Origin of the sequence: Bacillus sp. NTK071, from assembly GCF_017303315.1 — a bacterium.
Taxonomy (GTDB): domain Bacteria; phylum Bacillota; class Bacilli; order Bacillales; family Guptibacillaceae; genus Guptibacillus.
Genome location: NZ_JAFKOI010000003.1, coordinates 166,101 through 187,494 on the forward strand (window position 1 = coordinate 166,101; position 21,394 = coordinate 187,494).

The 21,394-nt window shown below is 40.0% G+C and carries 15 protein-coding genes and 1 riboswitch; of the genes, 3 read left to right on the forward strand and 12 right to left on the reverse strand.

The features are described from left to right. Nucleotides 1-2 precede the first annotated feature (2 nt). The 4 genes from qoxA to JI666_RS08570 form a co-directional block, all read right to left on the reverse strand. Nucleotides 3-938 carry a cytochrome aa3 quinol oxidase subunit II gene (gene qoxA / locus JI666_RS08555; protein ID WP_206890998.1) on the reverse strand — a complete coding sequence of 312 codons (936 nt, stop codon included), beginning with the start codon at nt 936-938 and terminating at the stop codon, nt 3-5. A gap of 379 nt (nt 939-1,317) precedes the next feature. Continuing rightward, entirely contained in the window at nt 1,318-2,757 is a 1,440-nt protein-coding gene (locus JI666_RS08560; RefSeq protein ID WP_206890783.1) for a sucrose-6-phosphate hydrolase, read from the reverse strand. A 64-nt stretch (nt 2,758-2,821) separates the two neighbouring features. Beyond that, nucleotides 2,822-4,216, reverse strand: coding sequence for a sucrose-specific PTS transporter subunit IIBC (locus tag JI666_RS08565; RefSeq protein ID WP_206890785.1), 1,395 nt, complete (start codon nt 4,214-4,216; stop codon nt 2,822-2,824). Between the two features lie 182 nt (nt 4,217-4,398). After that, nucleotides 4,399-5,388, reverse strand: a complete 990-nt coding sequence (locus JI666_RS08570) for a LacI family DNA-binding transcriptional regulator (RefSeq protein ID WP_206890787.1) — start codon at nt 5,386-5,388, stop codon at nt 4,399-4,401. 210 nt (nt 5,389-5,598) lie between these two features. Between JI666_RS08570 and JI666_RS08575 the strand changes: the two genes are divergently transcribed. Then, complete coding sequence (locus JI666_RS08575; protein ID WP_206890789.1) at nt 5,599-7,002, forward strand: MFS transporter; 1,404 nt, start codon at nt 5,599-5,601, stop codon at nt 7,000-7,002. A 45-nt stretch (nt 7,003-7,047) separates the two neighbouring features. On the opposite strand, the gene JI666_RS08580 is transcribed toward JI666_RS08575, so the two are convergent. Further along, complete coding sequence (locus JI666_RS08580; protein WP_206890791.1) at nt 7,048-8,379, reverse strand: NAD(P)/FAD-dependent oxidoreductase; 1,332 nt, start codon at nt 8,377-8,379, stop codon at nt 7,048-7,050. Nucleotides 8,380-8,519: 140 nt separating this feature from the next. Then, entirely contained in the window at nt 8,520-8,804 is a 285-nt protein-coding gene (locus tag JI666_RS08585; RefSeq protein WP_206890792.1) for a hypothetical protein, read from the reverse strand. Between the two features lie 173 nt (nt 8,805-8,977). Between JI666_RS08585 and JI666_RS08590 the strand changes: the two genes are divergently transcribed. Then, on the forward strand, nt 8,978-10,057 hold the full coding sequence (locus tag JI666_RS08590) for a CotH kinase family protein (RefSeq protein ID WP_206890795.1): 1,080 nt from the start codon (nt 8,978-8,980) through the stop codon (nt 10,055-10,057). Nucleotides 10,058-10,256: 199 nt separating this feature from the next. Here JI666_RS08590 and JI666_RS08595 read toward each other — a convergent pair whose 3' ends face one another. The 5 genes from JI666_RS08595 to JI666_RS08615 all read right to left on the reverse strand — a co-directional run bounded on the left by JI666_RS08595 (nt 10,257) and on the right by JI666_RS08615 (nt 18,037). After that, nucleotides 10,257-12,125, reverse strand: coding sequence for a cation:proton antiporter (locus JI666_RS08595; RefSeq protein WP_206890796.1), 1,869 nt, complete (start codon nt 12,123-12,125; stop codon nt 10,257-10,259). Between the two features lie 272 nt (nt 12,126-12,397). Then, nucleotides 12,398-14,560, reverse strand: a complete 2,163-nt coding sequence (gene topB, locus JI666_RS08600) for a DNA topoisomerase III (RefSeq protein WP_206890798.1) — start codon at nt 14,558-14,560, stop codon at nt 12,398-12,400. A gap of 111 nt (nt 14,561-14,671) precedes the next feature. Beyond that, nucleotides 14,672-15,583, reverse strand: coding sequence for an HD-GYP domain-containing protein (locus tag JI666_RS08605; protein ID WP_206890799.1), 912 nt, complete (start codon nt 15,581-15,583; stop codon nt 14,672-14,674). Between the two features lie 114 nt (nt 15,584-15,697). Next, on the reverse strand, nt 15,698-16,180 hold the full coding sequence (locus tag JI666_RS08610; RefSeq protein ID WP_206890801.1) for a hypothetical protein: 483 nt from the start codon (nt 16,178-16,180) through the stop codon (nt 15,698-15,700). A 192-nt stretch (nt 16,181-16,372) separates the two neighbouring features. Beyond that, a complete protein-coding gene (locus JI666_RS08615) occupies nt 16,373-18,037 on the reverse strand; it encodes a glycoside hydrolase family 13 protein (RefSeq protein WP_206890803.1) in 1,665 nt (554 codons plus the stop codon). A 212-nt stretch (nt 18,038-18,249) separates the two neighbouring features. Beyond that, nucleotides 18,250-18,351: riboswitch (purine riboswitch) on the forward strand. Between the two features lie 59 nt (nt 18,352-18,410). On the opposite strand from JI666_RS08615, the gene ade reads away from it, so the two are divergent. Further along, the gene (ade, locus tag JI666_RS08620; protein ID WP_206890805.1) at nt 18,411-20,132 is read left to right on the forward strand and encodes an adenine deaminase; all 1,722 of its coding nucleotides are present in this window, start codon (nt 18,411-18,413) and stop codon (nt 20,130-20,132) included. A gap of 43 nt (nt 20,133-20,175) precedes the next feature. Here ade and JI666_RS08625 read toward each other — a convergent pair whose 3' ends face one another. Then, nucleotides 20,176-21,339 carry an iron-containing alcohol dehydrogenase gene (locus JI666_RS08625; protein ID WP_206890806.1) on the reverse strand — a complete coding sequence of 388 codons (1,164 nt, stop codon included), beginning with the start codon at nt 21,337-21,339 and terminating at the stop codon, nt 20,176-20,178. Nucleotides 21,340-21,394 lie beyond the last annotated feature (55 nt).

A 21,394-nucleotide genomic window follows, 5' to 3' on the forward strand; every position in this document is an offset into this window, starting at 1 on the left:
TCTTAATGCGAGTGTCCCTCAGAGTCTTTTTTGTCGTCATCATGGTTCATGTCTGAGTGATCCATGTCTGAGGACTCATCTTTGTCAGTTGATTCGCCGTTACGCACTTTGGTTGCGTATTCGGCATCCATTCCATGATCAACCCATTGAAGGTGTGTTTCCGAGAAAGTCATCTCTTCCGCATGACCTTTCAACATCAGTTCATTGTACTTTTCTTGAGTAAGTTCAGGAGCATCTTGTGCCTCAGCCACCCAATCTTCATATTCTTCTTGTGATTCAGCCGTTACAGTAAACGTCTGCTCTGTAAATCCTTCACCCGTAAAGTTAGCGTTACGGCCTCTATATTCTCCAGGCACATCCGCTTGTAGATAGAGCTCATTCATCATACCTGACATTGTATATTCCTGTCCGCCAAGTGATGGAATCCAGAACGAACCCATTGAATCTGCAGAAGCAAGTTTGAATAGAATAGGGTGATCTTCTGGGATATGAATATAGTTAACTGTCTCAATATTTTCTTCCGGATAACTAAATACCCACTTCCAATCAACCGATGTAGCGTGTATAACAATCGGGTCTTTGTGTGAAGTTGCTTCAGGAGCTTCCTCTAGAGCCATAATCGTTTGAACAGTTGGAACCGCTAGCACCACTAGAATGATAATCGGAATAATAGTCCATACGATTTCAAGGAATACGTTACCTTCAATATGTGGAGGCTCATATTCAGGACCACTTTTACGTTCGCGATATTTTACTAGAATTAGAGTAAATAGAACAAATACAACAATTACAATAAAGAGCATAAACCCAATTGAGAATAGAATTAGATTTGCTTGTTGCTCCGCAACTGGTCCTTTTGGATCAAGTACTGTTAAGTTACTACAGCCACTCAGTACCATAGCTGCTAGAATCATACCAAGCGCAAGCATCGACTTCATTCGCTTCACCGCCAGGCCACCTTCCTTTCTTTCTCTATATTAGATAACTAGATTTTAAACAAAAAATGACAGTAAACACCTGTTAACACTGGTTATTGTAGCAGGTTCTTATATTGAATGTGACACATGTCACAAAGTGTCAAAAGTTGCTCATGTTTCTATCACTTTTTCGACACATTTCATACATATTTTGTTCATATTTATGGAATGTTTTAACCATAATGGATAAAATAGCGCTTGCCTATTAAGCTCTTCCTTATTCTAAGGCAGGTTTATTGTAATACTATTATTCATTTTGCTACAGTTTAAATGTGCTAAAAGTGTCGAAAGCAGAATAAAGCCCCGCCAATAAAATGCCGGGGCTTTATTCTGCTATTATTTAATTTAGTTTCCATCTGGTTGCTTTGAATTCAACCTCACCAACAGCATTGAATACAAGACTATCATCACCCTTATTAGGGAATATTCTTGAAGTGAAGACCTCTTCCCCACCGTTTACAAATACTTCAATCGAAGAAGCATCCACATAGAAACGAAGCTCATTTACTTCTGCAATTGAACAACTACGAGATTCCTCTTTCCCGTCGATAAAGCTCTCTCGTTTAAACGTTAGTTTCTGCTCTTTTGAATCGAATACCATTGAGGAATAATTTCTAAAATGAATAGAGAAAGAACCATCTACTTTTCTAAGTTGTAGCAGTAATTCATAAACAGTTCCGTTCATGTCTGCCCATTCAATTTGTTCATTAGATAGGTTCGCCGTTTTCTCTACTTTTTGGTGACGCAATACTTCTAGTTCTGGCACAGGGCGTTGAATCAATTTGCCATTCACGTAGTTCAGCTCGCGTGGAATGGTTAGCATATGAATCCATTTATGCTCTCTTGTTGGATGATGTTCTTCTCCCTGTTCAGGAACGCCCATCCAACCAATTAACAGGCGTCGTCCATTCTCATCAAGTGTCGTTTGAGGAGCATAGAATTCAAAGCCACGATCAAGTTCATTAAACGAGCCATGAGATAATTTCCCATCTTCATAATCAAGTTTGCCAGTTAGGTATCCTGTTTGATACACATTCTGATATAAGTCACCCTCAGCCTCTATTCCTTGAGGAGAAAATAGTAAGACGTCTGTTCCGTCTAATTCAAATAAGTCAGGACACTCCCACATGTAACCGAACGAACCGAGCTCTTGATGACCTGAAGCTGTTACATCACCTTTTAGTTCCCAGTTCTTTAGATCTTTAGATTCGAACAGTACTACTCTACCTTCTTCGTCTAGATTCTGCGTTCCGATGACCATATACCACTTATCTAAATGCTGCCATACTTTTGGATCACGGAAATGCGCGGTATACCCTTCAGGAAGATTTAGTACAACGCCCTTCTTGTCAAAGTGAAACCCATCCGTTGATTCTGCAAGACACTGATACGTTTCACGGTTTCCTTCTTCATCTTTCACATTACCCGTATAGAATAGGAGCATCTTATCTTCATGAGAGATCGCACTACCAGAATAACAGCCATTTTTATCGTACCAATCCCCTGGAGTTAAGGCGGTTGGAGCAAGCTCCCAATAAACTAAATCAGTTGAGGTATAATGTCCCCAGAACTTGGCGCCATGATCAGTTTTGAATGGCATCCATTGAAAGAATACATGATAGACACCATTCCACTGAATAAATCCATTTGGGTCATTTAATAGACCTACCGGTGGCATCAGGTGAAAATGAGATCGGTGATGATCACCTGCAACTGTTTCACGGTGTGCTTCCATTTCTTTTAGCGCTAATTCCTTTAATTCATCATTTCGGTTCAGCATCTTTATCACCTATACCTTTTAAATTTTGAAAAGGGGCCGCTCTATGAGGACCCCTTCGTTATTTCTATTTATCAAGCATTCCGTCTTTGTAACCGAACGCCCAAGTTAAACCAAAAGCGATACCGATTGAAATGATGTTAACGAGTAGGTACAAGAAAATTTGGCTATTTAAGAAAAGAAGTGTACCTGGGATAACGGTCACGGCTAGACCCGTTGCTTTCAATTTAAATAGGGAAGCAAGGAATCCTCCGACAGCACCTCCGATAAGTCCCATAACAAAAGGCTTCATGTAGCGAAGATTAACACCAAAGATCGCTGGCTCCGTAATTCCAAGGAATGCAGAGAGGGATGACGGAAGCGCTAGTGCTTTCAGCTTTTTAGACTTCGTTTTTAATCCAACTGCAAGTGCAGCTCCACCCTGTGCTGCGATTGCAGCAGAGATAATTGGGTTAAACGGGTTGAAGCCAAGGTTTTCGAAAAGTTGAATCTCAAGGAAATTAAAGATATGGTGCACACCAGTAATAACGATAATCTGGTGGAAGAATCCGATAATTAAACCACTTAAACCAAATGGAAGATCAAGAATATAGATCGTTCCTGCCATAATGTACTCTTCAACAGTATGGAAAATTGGTCCAATCGCAAATAGCGACAGTGTAATCATAATTAACAGAACAAGAAACGGTGTTAGAATAAGATCCAATGATTCTGGAACCATTTTACGAATTCGCTTCTCAAGCTTGGCACCTAGTAAACCAGCAACGAACGCTGGTATTACGGAACCTTGATACCCTACAACTGGAATAAACCCAAGAAACTTAAGCGGCTCTGCATCGCCTGCTGCTACTGCCCATGCGTTAGGAAGTGCCGGTGTAACAAGCATTAAACCGAGCACTAACCCAATGGTTGGATTTCCTCCGAATACCCGGAACGTTGACCAGGCTACAAGCGCAGGTAGGAAAATAAAGGCTGTATCTGTTAATACTTGTGTAAATAAAATGAAGTTATCGGAAATATCTCCTGGCGTTAAGCCGAAAAGCGCAAGGATCTGTTCTTGTAGAACGAGACCGCGTAGTCCCATAAATAATCCCGTTGCCACTAGTGCTGGAATAATTGGGACAAATACGTCACCAAACGAACGAATAGCACGTTGAAATGCATTTCCTTGTTTAGCAGTTTCTTCTTTTTGATCTGCCTTTGTCGAACCTGTTGCACCAAGTGCTGTTACCTCATCATAAATACGATTAACTGTTCCAGTTCCAAAAATCACTTGATATTGACCAGAATTATAGAAAGCACCTTTTACTTTCTCAACTTCCTCTACTTTTTCTTGATTAATCTTCTCTTTATCATGAACCATAATGCGAAGTCTTGTTGCACAGTGTGCGACTGATTGAATATTCTCCTGCCCACCAATAGCTTCAATGACTGCCTGCGCAATTTCACGATTTGTCGCCATCTTAATTTCCCCCTCCAGTGTTCTCTTAGTGTGGTATCGATTCCATATTGCTTAGAAAATGAATGCTAACGTTTACATTTTCTGAATTATATTTTCAAAGTTTCTTGTAAAAAGACAGTTTGTTACGTATGTGAACGATTCCACATCATTGAAAAAAGAAGTGACATCGCTTTCAAAAGCTACTATACACTATCTCTTTTAATAAGTCTATAGTTAAGTTCTATTTTTTCTTTTTCTAGAACTTTTCCTGTTAGCTTCTCTAAAATAAGCTGCGCAGTTTTTTGGCCAGCATCTTCGTTGAAATAGTCTACAGTCGATAACGGTGGTGTTACATGCCGAGATAAATCCGAAGCTCCTATACCAAATAATGCTACCTTACCAGGAACGTCAATTTGCTTTTCTTTCAGATAACCCAGTGCACCAATGGCCATTCGATCTGTTACTGCAAAGAGGGCGCTCGGCTTAACATGTGTATCTTCCATTAACTGTTTCGCAGCTTGATACCCTGATTCAAAACTGAAGTTTCCATGCTGAATCCACTCTTCTTTAATAGGAAGATGATGCTTTGCCATAGCATCTAGATATCCTTGCTTGCGAACAACCCCAACGGCATGATCTGTTTCAGGTACGCCTATAAAAGCAATATGTTGATGGCCTTTTGAAATAAAGGACTCTGTTACGTCAAATGCTGAATTGTAATCATCATAAACAACGGATGTGACACCGGTAAGTTCCTGGCCAAGTGCAACAAAAGGAATTGATAAGTCAGCAATGGTTTCAAGCAATTCTTGATTTCGGTTTGTTGCAAGTAAAATAATGCCGTCTACCTGACGACTTTTCAATAGTTTAATATTTTGAATTTCCTTCTCGGGTTTCAACTGCGTATTTGTTAATAGAATTTGATAGCCATTTGCTGCCAATTCTTCTTCAATTCCATTTACAACTCTACTAGCTGTTTCAGTGCTGATTCTTGGAAGAATCACACCAATAACCCCTGATCGCTTCGTTCGCATCGTCTTAGCATGAGCGCTAGGAATATACCCCATCTCTTTAACCGCTTCTACGACACGCTGCCTAGCTTCATGGCTCACATAGCCATTGTCGTTAAGAACTCTTGATACAGTTGTTCGCGAAACACCAGCGCGCTTCGCAACATCTTTAATAGTTGGCATAGCCGTTCCTCCACTTGAGCAGATTCTCCAATCTCATCATAATCCAAAAGTAAAGGGTTGTCTATAACTGGAAAAATGTGTTGCCTTGTCAAAATGGCCAAGGCAACATATTTTACATTCCATTCATTAGCCACTATGATTAAAAGGTCTGTGCATTATTTCGTGTTACTAAATAAATTGAAAAACAGTTAAATGGAAAGAAGGGTAACTATGACTCAACCAAATGAATATCAACATGCAACGTTAGATGCATCTGAAAAAAAGAGGCTTATTATCCTTGTTTGTACAATTCTAGCTTTCGCCGTTATGAATGGAACGATGTTTAATGTAGCTATTCCTGATATCGCGGCTTCGTTTAACCTCAGCCCTTCAGAAGTAAGCTGGGTGTTAACGGCTTATATTCTAGTGTTTGCAATAGGTTCATTGATGTACGGAAAGCTAGCTGACATCTATCCTATTAAAACACTTTTCACAATTGGAATTAGTATTTTCTCACTTGGCGCTTTTATTGGATTCCTTTCACCGAACTATCCAACTCTTCTCGCTGCCCGTATTCTTCAAGCAGTTGGAGGAGCTACCATACCAGCACTTGCTTTCATCGTTCCAATTCGTTTTCTTCCTAAAGAAAAAGGCCGGGTTTTCGGATTAATCTCTTCCACTGTTGCCTTCGCATCTGGAGTTGGCCCGATTATTGGAGGCGTTGTGGGCGGTACTCTGAACTGGCGCTTCCTCTTTCTATTCTCAGTGGCAACGGCACTTGCTATACCACTGTTCCGAAAGTGGCTTCCGGATGAAGAAAAACGTGAAGGCTCCATCGATTTACCAGGAGCATCTCTTATGGCAATCTCCGTTGCATCGCTATTGTTTTATATCACAATATTGAATTGGTATTTACTCGTAACTTTTATTGTATTTTTTATTCTCTTCCTATGGAGAACTTTTACAATCAAGAATCCTTTTATTGATCCAGTTATACTAAAGAACACAAAATACACCATCACCGTTCTTACTAGTTTTCTAGGAACGTCCGCTTTATTTGGACTTATTTTTGTGATTCCCATTATGCTAAGGGATTTGAACGGATTGTCTACGTTAAACATTGGCCTAGTACTCTTTCCTGGAGCAATGGCAGCTGGCTTGATTGGTCAGGTCGGTGGAAAGATTATCGAACAAAAAGGAGCCACTGTTGTTGTTAGACTGGCACTTATCCTTATTGCCGGTGGAACATTCTTTATATCAACCTTTTCAGGCTACAACGCATGGGTGATTGCTCCATGTCTTTTAATTGCCTATCTTGGCTTCCCACTTATCCAAAGTTCGACGGCAGACTTGCTTTCCACTATCCTTCCAGATAACCAGAACGGCGTGGGAATGGGTATTTTTAATTTATTGAACTTCATGGCAGGCGCTTTTAGTTCAGCTATTTTTGGACGTCTTCTTGATATGAAAGATGTTTCCTTTACTATGAATCCACTATCAAGAACGGGTGATAATCTTATTTATAGTAACCTCTATATTGGATTATCTCTAATTGCTATTATAGCGTTGTCCATTTTCACACTTAAGTTTTTTTCAAAGAGGGAAAAATCATTATCTGAGTCACCAGTTTCATAAATTCTTAATTAGCACACAAAAATCGGCCATGAGCCGATTTTTTGTTTATACGTATTGGGCTACATACAAACCGCTGGCAGCAGCTTGTGATAAAGAGTGTGTTTCTCCAGAACAATCCCCAATTAAATAAAGCCCTGGTACTTCCGTTTCAAATTGATCACTCGTTCTAATCTTTGGTTCGTAGAATTTGCCGTCCATTCCGTAAACTAACGTATCATCATCGATTGGCTCTCCTAACAGGTTTTGAAGAGCATCTAGAAATTCAAGAAGGCCTCTCACAAATTTCTCAGGTACTTCATCGACTAAGTTCCCGCCCTCAGCTTCCAAAGATGGCTGAATTCCATTCTGAGCGATCACGTAATCGTTAGTAGGTCTATCATTTTTCAAATCCTGTAGACGCTGTACCACAATTCGAGCCCTCTGCCGATTAATGTCACCAATAACATTCTCAGCAAATTGATCAGCCTCTTTCTTCGTATCAAATAATGAAGGAATAAATAACGTGAAATTTAAATTACTCCCCGGTGTCTTTTCTTCACGCATATTCTGTCCATCCGCCATAACTAGACCATGCTGATACTTTCGAATGATTCTTCCATTTGGATTCATACAGTAGGTCGTACCTTCATACCCGTCCCCTGCAATATGGAGCTTTGTCTCAAATGTTTCTTTCAACATTTGGTCAAGCTGGTTACCACGCATTTCTACACGCAAACCTAAATCAATGCGAGATGGACCTGGCTTGAGTCCCAATTTCTCACACTGGTCGTACATCCACTGGCCACCGCTATTACCAGTAGAAATCACAACCTTTTCTGTCATCACAGGTCCTTGGTTTGTTTCGAGAACGAATAGCTCTCCTTTGTTAATAGAAGAAACATCTGTCTCAAACCATATCTCAATTCGCTTTGATAAATAGTTATATAACCTTTGAATAACGGAAGTAGAAAGAGCTGTCCCAAGATGTCTTACAGAAGTAGTTAATACTTTTAATCCATGAATCTCTGCTTGTTGTTGTAAATGTGGGCTATGAGTATGGTAAAGATCTGCTTCACCACCTCCAAAAGAGCAAATGACATCATCTACTTCAGACATAAGCGCCTCAGCTTTTTGATTACCTATTTTTCTATCAAGACTTCCACCAAAGTCATTTGTATAATTGAACTTCCCTTCTGACTTACCAAGTCCACCAAATCCTATGTATTGATCACAAACCTCACAAGTACAGCTACTTTTGGACTCAGCTTTACACGTTCGCTCGGAAAGTCTCTTCCCTTTATCAATCATTATAATCTTGTACTCCGGATGCTCTAGCGTTAGTTTGTAAGCCATAAAGATTCCGCTTACACCAGCACCAATGATTGCAACATCATACATTTGGAAGCCTCCACTACTCTTTTTTTATTAGCATATCACATAAAAAAAGGACTGATGCAGATCTCCATCAGTCATTCAATCTATGGTTTAACTGAAATAGCACTTATAAAAAATATAAATAAGTGCTTGTACCTTATTTCCTAATCGAATAACGAACCGTTCTTAAAGCATGAACTTGAACGTCTGCCGCTACTACGACGGCCTGTGCCTCTTCGTCTACTTGAGCGTCGACCTGTGCTACGACAACCGCTTGAACGATGACGACCACTGCTTTTTCGACCACTCGAACGGTTACCACGGGATTTATTACCCGATTTACGATTACCACCTTTTGCTTCAATTGGGTTTTGAATCATAAAATTCGAAAGTCCAGCTTCCTGAGCCTGCTGTACTAAATTCTCGATATTCATTAAGTTATTATCCAATCTTTTCTTCTCCTTTCAATTACATCTGCGCTAGCATTACTTCATCTTATGTAGAATGGAAGAGCTTGTTCTACACTCTCTTTAAACTCCACTTTCTCCCATATATGTAGCAACACCGTTTTCCGATTCATACTTTATAAGCAGACGTTTACGAAAGAGAGGCCTTTCTACAAATGAAAATCCCTGAATATAAACTATTGATTGACGCGAAAGGATTGAAGAAACTCAAAAAAGAGAAGTGGAACGGACGGCTTGTCCCAGCTACTCTAAAAGTTGGCGATAGTGATTACTCAGTAAATACTGGATTCCGTGGTGCCCATACGCGTAAATTTAAGAAGAAATCGTTCGAAGTCGAATTTGACGAGCCTGAAGCGTTTCATCACCAAAAAACCATTCATCTCAATGCTGAGTATAATGATTATTCACTGCTTAGAAGTAAGCTTTCATTCGATTTATTTAACAAACTACAAGTCCTTTCTCCAAAAGCAGAGCACATCCTATTAACACTTAACGATTCATACAGAAGTATATACCTGAAACTAGACTCAATTGATGAATACTACTTAGATAACAATTCCTTACCAAAGGGCGGCATTTACTATGCACAGAACGACGACGCAAACTTTTCACTGCTCCGTCCAGACGATTATAAGCCGAAAAAATCGCTTATGGACGGTTATAAAAGAAAGTATGGATCAGATGAGGATGATGTTGCTTTACAAGTACTTTTATACAAAATAAATACATTAACGAGAGAAGAATTTCTTAAAGAAGCTAACAACCTTATCGATGTAGAGAAATATATTAACTGGCTTTGTGGAGTTGTTTGCACTCAAAATTTCGACGCTTTTATCCAGAATTACGCCCTCTATAGAAATCGAGTGACTGATCAATTTGAAGTGATTCCGTGGGATTACGATGCAACGTGGGGGAGAGATATCAACGGACGTTTAATGGAATACGACTATATTCCTATTACTGGTTATAATACATTGACTGCACGAATATTGGACTGCCCTGCTTTGAAAAAACAGTATCGAGAAAGAATGAATTGTATACTAGAAACAATCTTTACCGAACAAGCCTTAGAACCCGAAATTCGTCAACACCATCAAACGCTAAGACCATACGTAATGCAAGACAGCTTTCAAAGAACCAAATTAGGTTATTTTGACTCAGAGCCGGAATTCATTCTTACCTTTATTCGTGATCGGAGAGCATATTTGCAAAAAGAATTAGCTAATTTAATATAAAAGGCGCTTTTCTCAAAGATTGTTGCTTTTGAAAGAATTTGTATTAAGAATCAAACTTAGCTGAAGAGGCTCAGCGCTCGCTGCGCGGAAAGCGAGCATACTGGAGCGGAAATCCCTCTCACTCTTATAGAAACAATATTTACGAAAAGAGCAATATAAAAAACTAAGGGGGTCAGGTTCGTACCTGACCCCCTTAGCTTTATTCTTGTTTGTCTTTTTCTTTCTTATCGCCATTACGCTGTTTCTCTAACTTTTCTCTGATTCGATTAAACTCTTTACTTGGTGGCATCAGGCTAACGATAACGTCTCCTGCTTCAGCTTGTGTCTGAGAATCATGTGCAAAGAATTCAAGACTTCCAGACGGTTTCTTGAGGAAGAGCATGATCGTTTCATCATCACTTTCATCAAGGTATTTATCATAAGAATATTGTTGCGTAATGTTCGTTTTACGGAAAACATACCCGCTCTCAACTTTTCGATTGAGACTTTCCCATGTTGCTCCTTCTTTAAAGGCAACTCGTCCACCAATCGTATGCACAAGCTCTTCTAAATCGTCTCCCCGATCATTTCGAAGACTCAATTGGAAGAGATTATTACGACCTATTTCAGGAACAAACGTGGTACATACAAGAGCATTGTAAGAGTCTAGTTCAGTTGCTGCTAGCATGTATTCGTAAGGTGTGAGATCCAATCGATATTCCGTTTGTTCAGATAGGATTTCCCCTCTATAAAAAGGAACACCTGCTTTTCTCGTCGTTATTAACCTTTGCCAGGAGGAGTCCGTCACGAGAACTGGAATTTTAAGCTCTGTTAGTGTTTTAGAAAGCGCAGTCGAGAAGGAACTACCTCCTACAATAACAAGCCCAGGTTGCCCATCGCTTGCAAGTCCTAGCTTCTCAGCCGTCCACCTAATCGAGAAGCCATGGACAACTACCGTCGCGAATACGAGCGCAAAGGTGAGCGACATCAAAATTTTAGCATCTTCAAATCCAGCATCAAGTAACACGCTAGCAAAATAACTTGCAACAGTTAACGCAACGATTCCTCGAGGAGCAATCCATCCTACAAGTGTTTTTTCCTGCCAGGAAAGATCTGTTCCAATCGTAGATAGCCAGATCGATAGTGGCCTTACTACAAATAGCATAAGTAATACAAAAGCGAGAATTTGCCAGTGGAAAATTTCAAGCAATGTATCAACAGAAAGCGATGCTGTTAACATAATAAAGATAGTTGAGATAAGAAGAACTGAGATATTCTCTTTAAAATGTCTCATATCATCAATGGATGAAATGTGCATGTTCGCAAGTGTAATACCCATGGCAGTAACAGCTAATAGCCCTGTTTCATGAGTGATTTCATCCGCCACTGCGAAACACATAATAACGACAGCAAAAACAACTGGGGACTTTAAAAATTCTGGCACGTAGCCCTTCTCGAACATCCAACCAATTCCTCGTCCACATAGGAAGCCAAAAAGTGTTGCAAAGAGTGAACCAAGGAAGAAAATTAGTAGTGCGGTAGCAGTTGCTTCCTCTACTTTAAGGAATTTAATAATTTCAAAAGCAAATACGGCAAGGAGCGCGCCTAGAGGATCAACTATGATCCCTTCCCACTTCAATATTTTAGCTGGTCTTGGTTTTAGCTTCGCTTGTCTTAACAGGGGAAGAATAACGGTTGGTCCCGTTACAATAAATAATCCACCAATAACAAACGCTACACCCCAGGAAAGCCCAGCTACATAATGAGCTGATAACGAACCAAGAAGCCATGCTAGAAAAGCTCCTACAGTTACAATTCTTCCGACTGGTCGCCCAAGCCCTTTAATCTCTCGAAAATCAAGATTTAAACTTCCTTCAAAAAGAATGATAGCTACTGCTATTGATACAAATGGATCAAATAATCCTCCAAACACTTCTTCTGGATGAATCAACCCAAAAATCGGTCCCACTAAAAGACCAATTATTGACATAACGACAATGGCAGGCAAATGGAAACGCCAGGCAATCCACTGCGAAAAGATGCCAAGAGCACCAACAAGCATAATATTGAATAAGATTGAATCGACCATGGACAGCCTCCTTATTTGAAACGAATCCTCGTTTCTTTTGTTTCTTCATTATTCTGTAGTCTAAGTATTACTTCACTATAATCGAAACGAACAGAAATGTTTGAAAATATGCTCATACCTGCGGATATTAGTAAAAATGGCTCCTAATTACAAGAAACACAATCTGCTTTATTTTACACGGTTGGACATATAAACGGCAACTTTAGGCTCTCTAGATACCACCGGTACAATGGATTTGTAAGAATGAAGGGAGCAGGTTTCCCTGCTCCCTGTTACTTGTCCTGATCGAGTTTTAGTTTAGCAAGTGCATCGGCTAGGGCGGTGTTTACCGGTTCATCGTTGCCCTGTTTTTTCATATAGCTTGATACGTCTCTCTTCGATGCTTTGTTATTCTTTTCCTTTTTTCGTCGCTCGTTAAACGATGAAAGCTTTTCTCTATGGCCACATTTGCAAATGAATGTTTGGGCATCCCCCTGACCATGAAGCTCAAGTTTCTTTTTACATTTCGGACAACGGGCATTCGTTACTTTGCTTTTTCCTTTACGATAGCCACACTCACGATCCTGACAAATAAGCATTTTTCCTTTTTTATTCTTCACTTCTAACATTAAGTTGCCACAATCAGGACATTTCGTTCCTGTTAGGTTATCATGCTTATATTTCTTCGTGCTCGATTTGATTTTTTTCACTGTTTCATCCGCGTATGCTTTCATTTCTTCAATGAACGCCTGCTTCGAAAGTTTTCCTTTGCCTATTGCTTCAAGTTTTTGCTCCCACTCAGCAGTAAGGGCAGGAGATTGAAGTTCATCAGGTACAAGTTCTAGCAATTGCTTGCCTTTTGATGTAATAGACAAGTCCTTCCCATTCTTTTCGATTAAAAAGCTATTGAAAAGCTTTTCGATAATATCAGCACGGGTTGCCACGGTACCGAGACCACCTGTTTCGCCTAAGGTTTTCGCAAGATTTCTATCCTGGTTACCAAGGAATTGAGCTGGTTTTTCCATGGCCGTTAAGAGTGTTCCCTCATTAAAACGTGAAGGTGGATTCGTTGTACCTTCTGTTCTAGTTAAGGATAAGACGCGAAGTTCCTGTCCTTTGGTGAGTTCAGGAAGTATCTCATCTGCCTCATCTGTCTGGTAAACTTCTTTCCATCCCGCCGCTAATACGCGCTTGCCTTTTGCATCGAACCTCTCATCCCCAATTGTCGCCGTAACCGTTACCTGTTCGTATTCAAATGGAGAATAAAGAGCTGCTACAAAACGCTTTACAATTAAGTCATACACTTTACGATCCTTATCACTTAACTCGCGAATAACTGGCGTTTGTTCCGTTGGAATAATCGCATGATGATCTGATACTTTCGCATCATCGATAATATGTTTCCCAGTTTGAATTGGCTTCCCGAGAACTTTTCTCGCCATTTTTTCATAAGGAGCGATTGCCTCGAGTCGCTCCTTCAATGTATCTTTCATATCAGAAGAAAGGAAACGAGAATCTGTTCTTGGATAAGTCACTAGCTTATGCTGCTCGTAAAGTCGTTGGGTCGCAGAAAGAGTTTCTTTAGCAGAAAAGCCAAACCGCTTATGTGCGTCCCGCTGAAGCTCGGTTAAATCATATAGTCCCGGCGCAAAAGTTTTCTTTTTCGTCTTTTTTACTTCTTCAATTCGCGCAGACTTTTCGGATAGGTTTTGCAAATAGGAATCTATTTTATCTTTATTAAATAGACGGGTTTCATTGGTTTTCGCATCTCGCCATGTCAGGGTAAATCCATCGACAACAGCAGCTAAACCATAATAGCGCTCAGGCTTGAACGATTTAATTTCGCCTTCTCTTTTTGCAATCATCGCGAGTGTTGGTGTTTGAACCCTTCCGCTCGACAGCTGTGCATTGTATTTCGTTGTTAACGCTCGAGTAGCATTAAGTCCAACATACCAATCTGCTTCCGAACGTGCTGCCGCAGCATAGTATAAATTCTTGTACTGAGAAGCATCTTTTAATTGTTTAAATCCTTCTCGTATCGCTTTATCTGTCACGGATGAAATCCAGAGACGTTTTAACGGTTTGTTCGCACGAGCCTTTTCAATAATCCAACGCGCTACTAGTTCTCCTTCTCGTCCCGCATCCGTTGCAATAATAATTTCGCTAACGTCTTGGCGATTCATTTGTGTTTTGACAACACTAAATTGCTTTCCGCTTCTCTTAATGACAACAAGCTTTAGCGGTGAGGGAAGCATTGGCAAAGCTTCTAAATCCCATGTTTTATATGCTGTATCATAAACCTCTGGATCGGCAAGCGTAACAAGGTGCCCAAGCGCCCAAGTTACGATATAACGGTCTCCTTCAAGAAATCCATTTCCACCTTTTGTACAATTTAAGACCCTCGCAATATCGCGTCCCACCGAAGGTTTTTCCGCAAGAATTAACTGTTTACCCACTCTACCATTCTCCTCATTTACGTTTCATTAGTTTGTTCAATCATACCAGTTTCCATGTTGCACGTGAAACAATGCAAACAAAAAAGAAGATGTCATCCCATCTTCCCCTTTTTACTGCTTCTTATTAAGAACTCCATCTTCAATCAACACTTGTTCGAGAGCATTTACAACCTCAGGTTCGTATAAAATGCCTGCAAGGCGCTTTATATCATTCATCGCATATTCAGGTGTGTACGCTTTTCGATAAGAGCGATCATCTGTCATTGCATCGTAGGAATCACTTACCCCGATAATCTTCGCGCCTATGGTTATTTCCTCACCCTTCAGGCCTTCAGGATAACCGGAACCATTTACGCGCTCATGATGCTGATGGATGATGTTGCTTATACCAGCGTAATATGTATCTTTCACCATCTCTGCTCCATCGGCAGGGTGTTTTTTCATAAGCTCATATTCCTCGTTTGATAGACTTCCTGGCTTATTAAGAATTCCCTCTGGCACATTGATCTTCCCAACATCGTGGAGAATCGAGGCAACGATTAAATTATCCATCTCTTCTGCAGATAAATTTAGTTTTTTCCCAATTTCAAAACTCATTCTCTGGACACGATCGCTATGTTCTTTCGTGTAACGATCTTTATCTCCGACGCTTTTTACATTAGCTAAAAGCTTAACTATTTTTTCGCTAATAAACCGAAAAGTAGATTCGTTAATGACCCATAAAAGAGTTACTTCTGTTACAACATGAAAGAATATGAGTTCTGATAATCTTCTAACTGAAAAATAATCACCAGTTCCTAGCGTTATTCCAAGATCTTCACTTTTAATTTCACCGTCAAGTATATAGAAAAATTCAATTGTGTTCGGATTTTTGCTAGGGTAGATATAAAAACCAGTATCACTTTTAATGGTGTGCTTCATAAATTCAAGACCAGACCCCTTAGCTAACAATCTCAAAGAGGCTGATTCTTGCTCTGCTTTTTCAAGATATTCATTTTTGCGCCCAAATTCAAAGCCTTTCATGCCTTACCCCCTTACCGTGAGGAAACATATACTTCATATTTATCTATTATATAGTACTAGTTATATGAAAAAAAGGTACACCTTGAAATAAGGAATACCTTCTTGTATAAATGATCACGGTCCAACAACTTGAATCGGATCAACCCAAACCCATCGATCTGCAATCTGAACATAAACCCATGAGCATTCTGCTTCAATACCTTCTTCAGCCGCTTCTTCTATCATGTCAGCCGTCATCTTGTTTGTTTTCTCGATGAGATCACCAATTAATTCATCAAGCTCTTCATTGTATTTAGAAGTAAGCTCAGCTTTTTTTGTTTTCACTTCGTTCTCTAGCTCCGCAAGTTCTGCTTCTGATTCTCCATCTTGACGAGCTTCTTCAAGCTTAGCATCAAGCTTTGCTGTTTCAAGAGAAAGCTTAGCAAGAAGATTCTCACCATCTTCTTGAGCAGATTGAATTTCTTCTTCAATCTTAACGTTTGTTTCCTCAATTTTATGTAGAATTTCATCATTAGTGCTTTCTGCTGCAAATGCGCCTGTGCCCATGAACATAAATAGAGCCATTACTGAAAATAATGCTACAATCAACTTTTTCATCTTAAATCCCCCTACCATTCTAGTATGTAGTGAGGAAATGTAATCAGGTCATTTCTCCCACCAATCAACACTATACGGTAAATTTTTCAAAAAATCTATTCTTTTCCCACTGTTTTTCTACAATATTTGTCTATTTCTTGGACTTATTCTCTCAAATGTGAAAGAAGCAGCCGGAATGCCGGCTGCTCCTCATTATGCACGATTTAGTCGATACACTCTCGCTTCATATGGTTTTAAAACAATCGATTCATTTGATACGTGATTCACTTTGTAATTGTTTAATAGAAGCTGGTCTTCCTCGATAATGAACTCCGATTTAAATACAGCTGGCTCGGTTGATAAGTTTGTTACAACCAACACTCTGTCATCTTTCGTTGTTCTTGTGTAAGCGTAGATTTGCTTATCATCTTCAAGCAGTAAATCGTAGCTTCCATAAGTGAACACTAGATTGTTTTTCTTCAGTTCAATCATTTTCTTATAGAATGATAGAACTGACTCTTCATCCTGTTCCTGCTTCTTCACATTAATATCAACGTAGTTCGGATTCACCTTCATCCACGGATTACCAGTAGTGAACCCTGCGTTAGAATCACTATTCCACTGCATTGGCGTTCTACTGTTATCACGCGATGATGCCCAAATCACTCTCATAATTTGATCATGAGAGACGCCTGCAGCGCGCTGAATACGATAGCGGTTCTTATCCGCAACATCGTCGTAATCCTCAATGGAAGGAAATTGAACATTTGTCATGCCAATTTCCTGCCCCTGATAGATGAAAGGAGTTCCTTGCATGAGAAAGTACATCGCCCCCATAGAAGTGGCGCTTTCTCTCCAATACTCTTTATCGTTACCCCATGTCGAAACCACTCGTGGCTTATCATGATTCTCAACGAAAAGTGCGTTCCAACCTTTGTTTTCAAGTCCTTTTTGCCAGCGGGTTAAAACTTTCTTCAATGAAACAATATCAAGATCAGGATTTTCTTCAGCATCCCACAATCCGAGATGCTCAAATTGGAAAATCATATCCATCTTTCCGTCTTCTTCATCTACCCATTGATCCGCTTCATCAATACTTACCCCGTTGGCTTCTCCAACTGTCATCACATCATAGTTTGCATACGTTTCATCTTTAAACTCTTGTAAGAATTCTTGAATACCTTTTTGATTCATATGCATATCAAAAGAGGAAACATACTCCTTTTTACCCGGGTTAGGCATATCAGGGAGGCCAGGACGCTTTTTGATATGGCTGATTGCATCAATTCTGAAACCATCAATCCCTTTATCAAGCCACCAGTTAACCGTGTCATACAACGCAACGCGCACTTCAGGGTTTTCCCAGTTTACATCTGGTTGTTTCGTTGAGAAAACATGAAGATAGTATTGATCGGTTTTCTGATCATACTCCCAAGCTGATCCGCCAAAAATACTTTCCCAGTTATTTGGCTCACGACCATCCTTGCCATCCCGCCAAATATACCAATCCCGTTTAGGGTCTTCTTTAGATGAGCGTGATTCAATAAACCATTCATGTTCATCACTTGTATGGTTCAAAACAAGGTCTATAATTAACTTCATGTCACGTTTATGAACTTCTTGAAGTAACTGATCAAAGTCCTTCATCGTACCAAAGTCTTCCATGATGTCCTGGTAATCTGAAATATCATAACCATTATCATCGTTTGGAGATTTGTACATCGGGCAAATCCAAATGACATCAACCCCAAGATCCTTGATATAATCAAGTCTTTGAATAATTCCTTGTAGATCACCAACACCATCTCCATTGGAGTCCTGAAAGCTCCGGGGATAGATTTGATAACCTACGGCTTCTTTCCACCAAATTTTTTTCATTTCACTACACCCTCATCTATTAGTTAAAGTGAGCTAGCCAAGTGCAAACGTTTGCTCAAATGCCGATAAAAAAAGCGCTTTCTTTTTACCCATTAAGTTATTCCTACTTGTAGTTTACTTGTATTTAATCTTTTTATCAATAACCTTATTAAAGTATTTTTTCAACTTCATACGCCTATGCTATTGACGTGAAGGATTGAGGGCTATAAAATACGCTAAAACGCACCAGGTTTCGTATATCTTTGGAGATATGGTCCAAACGTTTCTACCAAACTACCGCAAATGGTTTGACTACGATGACAATTCTGGGATAAATAAATGAAAATGTCATCCTCTGTCAGGCGTAACCGTCTAGAACGAGAGGAGAAAAGAAATGGATAAATTAATTAATAGGATTCAAACCGCAGCAGGTAAACGATTTGCTGATACGGTTATTAAAAACGGATACATACTTGATAGTTATAACCTTGAACTGTTTAAAGCAGACGTAGCAATTGTGGATGGTGTTATTGCAGGAATCGGAGAGTTCGATGGTGCAGAAATAATTGATGCAAAGGGAAAGTACGTTGTCCCCTCTCTTATTGACGCGCACGTTCATATCGAATCTGCCATGGTTACACCAACTGAATTTGCTAAAGCAGTGCTTCCTCATGGTGTAACAACTGTTGTAACCGATCCTCATGAGATTGCAAATGTTTGTGGAACAGAAGGTCTATCTTTTATGCTAAAGGACTCTGAATCTGTGCCAATGGACATCTTCTTCATGCTCCCTTCAAGCGTTCCTTCTACTTCGTTCGAAAATGCAGGAGCTACACTTACTGCTAAAGATCTTGAACCTTTCTATAAACACGACCGTGTGCTTGGCCTTGCAGAAGTGATGGATTATCCTTCTGTTGCCAAAACGTCAGATTCCATGATGCAAAAACTCCATGATGCACATTTAAATAAGAAAAAGATTGATGGTCATGCTGCAGGTCTCGACTCCCGTGCCCTAAACATCTACAAAGCGGCAGGCATTGATACAGATCATGAGTGTATAACAGCAGATGAAGCATTAGAGAGAATTAGAAGAGGGATGTACGTATTGATTCGTGAAGGATCTGTTGCAAAGAACCTTAAACAACTCCTACCTGCTGTTACAGAACGAAATGCAAGGCGGTTTATGTTCTGTACAGACGATAAGCACATGAATGACCTTCTAAAAGAAGGTAGTGTTGATCATAACATTAGACTGGCAATTGGGCATGGGATGAATCCACTTCAGGCCATTCAGATGGCCACACTAAATGCAGCAGAATGTTATGGATTAAAAACAAAAGGAGCTATTGCGCCAGGTCATGATGCTGATTTCTTGCTACTTGACGATCTTGAGTCGTTCTCCATTGCTCACGTGTATCGAGGCGGTAAACTTGTAGCTGAAAATGGGTCAACAGACGTTAGTTCGAAGACAATACCTTCTGAGGCTGTAATGAATTCGGTTCATATTCCTGAACTAACGCAGGATAACCTGCGCCTTTCTGTAAATGAAGGTAAAGCTAATGTAATTGAGATTATTCCTAATCAACTAGTGACGAATAAATTAAAGATTGATGTGGAACGAGATGATAGCAATTCCTTTATTTCTTCATCAAAAAACGATCTCATGAAACTCGCTGTGATCGAGCGTCACCATCATACTGGTAATATTGGACTCGGTATAGTAAAAGGACTTCAATTTAAGAGAGGCGCCATTGCTTCCACGGTTGGCCATGATTCTCATAATCTCATTATTGCAGGAACAAACGATCTCGATATGATTAAAGCAGCCCAGTTCATCCAGGATATGCAAGGCGGATTAGTTGTCATTCAAGATCAGACAGTAATCGGCCAGCTTCCGCTCCCAATCGCTGGCCTATTATCCGATAAAGATTATCGCTCTGTAGATAAGGACCTAGAAGATCTTGATAAAGCTCTCACGTCGATTGGTGCACCATCTCATTTCAACCCGTTTTTAACTCTCTCTTTTCTAAGTCTCCCGGTTATTCCTGAACTTAAATTAACAGATCTTGGACTCTTTGATGTGAATGCATTTCAACATATATCTATAACTGAATAATATATAGAAAGCAGCATGGCGATTACGCCATGCTGCTTTCTTATTAAAGAGAACGTTTCAAAATGTCTCTTACACTCTCTCGATCTAACTCTTTGTACGTTCCAACGCCAGGCTTAATGAACGTTTTCTCAATCATACTCTCAAATTCTGATTCATCGATGTCATAGTCAGCAAGATGAGATGGTGCACCAAGAGAATTCCAGAACTGACGAAGAGTTTTTGCTCCTTCTACTGCAACGTCATGGTCACTTTTATCTTCAGCAGAAACACCTAGAACATTAATAGCAAGCTGTTTCACACGTGAAGGATCCTCCTCCAATACATGTTCAAGCCAATTCGGGAACAGAATGGCTAATCCACCGCCATGTGGAATATCATAGACAGCTGATACAGCGTGTTCAATACGGTGTGTCGCCCAATCGCCTCCATCTGTTCCGTTACTTAACGTACCGTTGAATGCCGTTGTACTAAGATACATCATCGTTTCCCGGTGTTCATAAGATTCAAGGTTAGCTAGTAACTTTGGTCCTGTTTGAATAGCCGTACGAAGTAACGACTCGATAAATCCGTCGATCATTGGTGTGTTTCGTGTACGATGAAAATAGTGTTCAAGTGCATGAGACATGCTATCTACAATGCCATAAACGGTCTGGTTTTCAGGTACAGAGAAAGTATATGTTGGGTCTAATACAGAAAACGTTGGGAACACATGTGGTGAACCCCAGCCGAGCTTTTCTTTCGTTTCCCAGTTTGTAATAACGGAGACGGAATTCATTTCTGAACCAGTAGCAGCAAGTGTAAGGACCGTTCCAAAAGGAAGTGCAGATTCAATTGGCTCCTTTTGTGTAATCAAGTCCCATGCAGATCCTTCGTAATGTGCACCAGCTGCAATAGCTTTTGTACAATCAATAACACTTCCTCCGCCAACAGCTAGTAGAAAATCAATGCCTTCTTTCTTGCAGATCGCGGATCCTTTTTCAACAGTCGTAAGGCGTGGATTTGGTTCTACGCCAGACAGTTCGTAAACTTCAGCATTCACTTTCTCAAGTTCAGCCATCACGGCATCGTAAACACCGTTTCGTTTAATGCTTCCTCCACCATATACAACAAGAACTTTTGCTTCCTGTTTAATTTCGCGAGTTATTTGAGATACTTGTTCTTTCCCGAAATAAAGACGCGTTGGATTATATTGTAAGAATGTATTCATAAGACACCTCATTATCATTAGTCGAAGTTAGTGTAACACATTACTCTCATTGAAA

What these genes read in the sequence shown, in the direction of transcription:
- qoxA (WP_206890998.1), bottom strand. Translation starts at nt 938, where the DNA reads ATGAAGTCGATGCTTGCGCTTGGTATGATTCTAGCAGCTATGGTACTG.
- JI666_RS08560 (WP_206890783.1), bottom strand. Translation starts at nt 2,757, where the DNA reads ATGCTGAACCGAAATGATGAATTAAAGGAATTAGCGCTAAAAGAAATG.
- JI666_RS08565 (WP_206890785.1), bottom strand. Translation starts at nt 4,216, where the DNA reads ATGGCGACAAATCGTGAAATTGCGCAGGCAGTCATTGAAGCTATTGGT.
- JI666_RS08570 (WP_206890787.1), bottom strand. Translation starts at nt 5,388, where the DNA reads ATGCCAACTATTAAAGATGTTGCGAAGCGCGCTGGTGTTTCGCGAACA.
- JI666_RS08575 (WP_206890789.1), top strand. Translation starts at nt 5,599, where the DNA reads ATGACTCAACCAAATGAATATCAACATGCAACGTTAGATGCATCTGAA.
- JI666_RS08580 (WP_206890791.1), bottom strand. Translation starts at nt 8,379, where the DNA reads ATGTATGATGTTGCAATCATTGGTGCTGGTGTAAGCGGAATCTTTATG.
- JI666_RS08590 (WP_206890795.1), top strand. Translation starts at nt 8,978, where the DNA reads ATGAAAATCCCTGAATATAAACTATTGATTGACGCGAAAGGATTGAAG.
- JI666_RS08595 (WP_206890796.1), bottom strand. Translation starts at nt 12,125, where the DNA reads ATGGTCGATTCAATCTTATTCAATATTATGCTTGTTGGTGCTCTTGGC.
- JI666_RS08605 (WP_206890799.1), bottom strand. Translation starts at nt 15,583, where the DNA reads ATGAAAGGCTTTGAATTTGGGCGCAAAAATGAATATCTTGAAAAAGCA.
- JI666_RS08610 (WP_206890801.1), bottom strand. Translation starts at nt 16,180, where the DNA reads ATGAAAAAGTTGATTGTAGCATTATTTTCAGTAATGGCTCTATTTATG.
- JI666_RS08615 (WP_206890803.1), bottom strand. Translation starts at nt 18,037, where the DNA reads ATGAAAAAAATTTGGTGGAAAGAAGCCGTAGGTTATCAAATCTATCCC.
- ade (WP_206890805.1), top strand. Translation starts at nt 18,411, where the DNA reads ATGGATAAATTAATTAATAGGATTCAAACCGCAGCAGGTAAACGATTT.
- JI666_RS08625 (WP_206890806.1), bottom strand. Translation starts at nt 21,339, where the DNA reads ATGAATACATTCTTACAATATAATCCAACGCGTCTTTATTTCGGGAAA.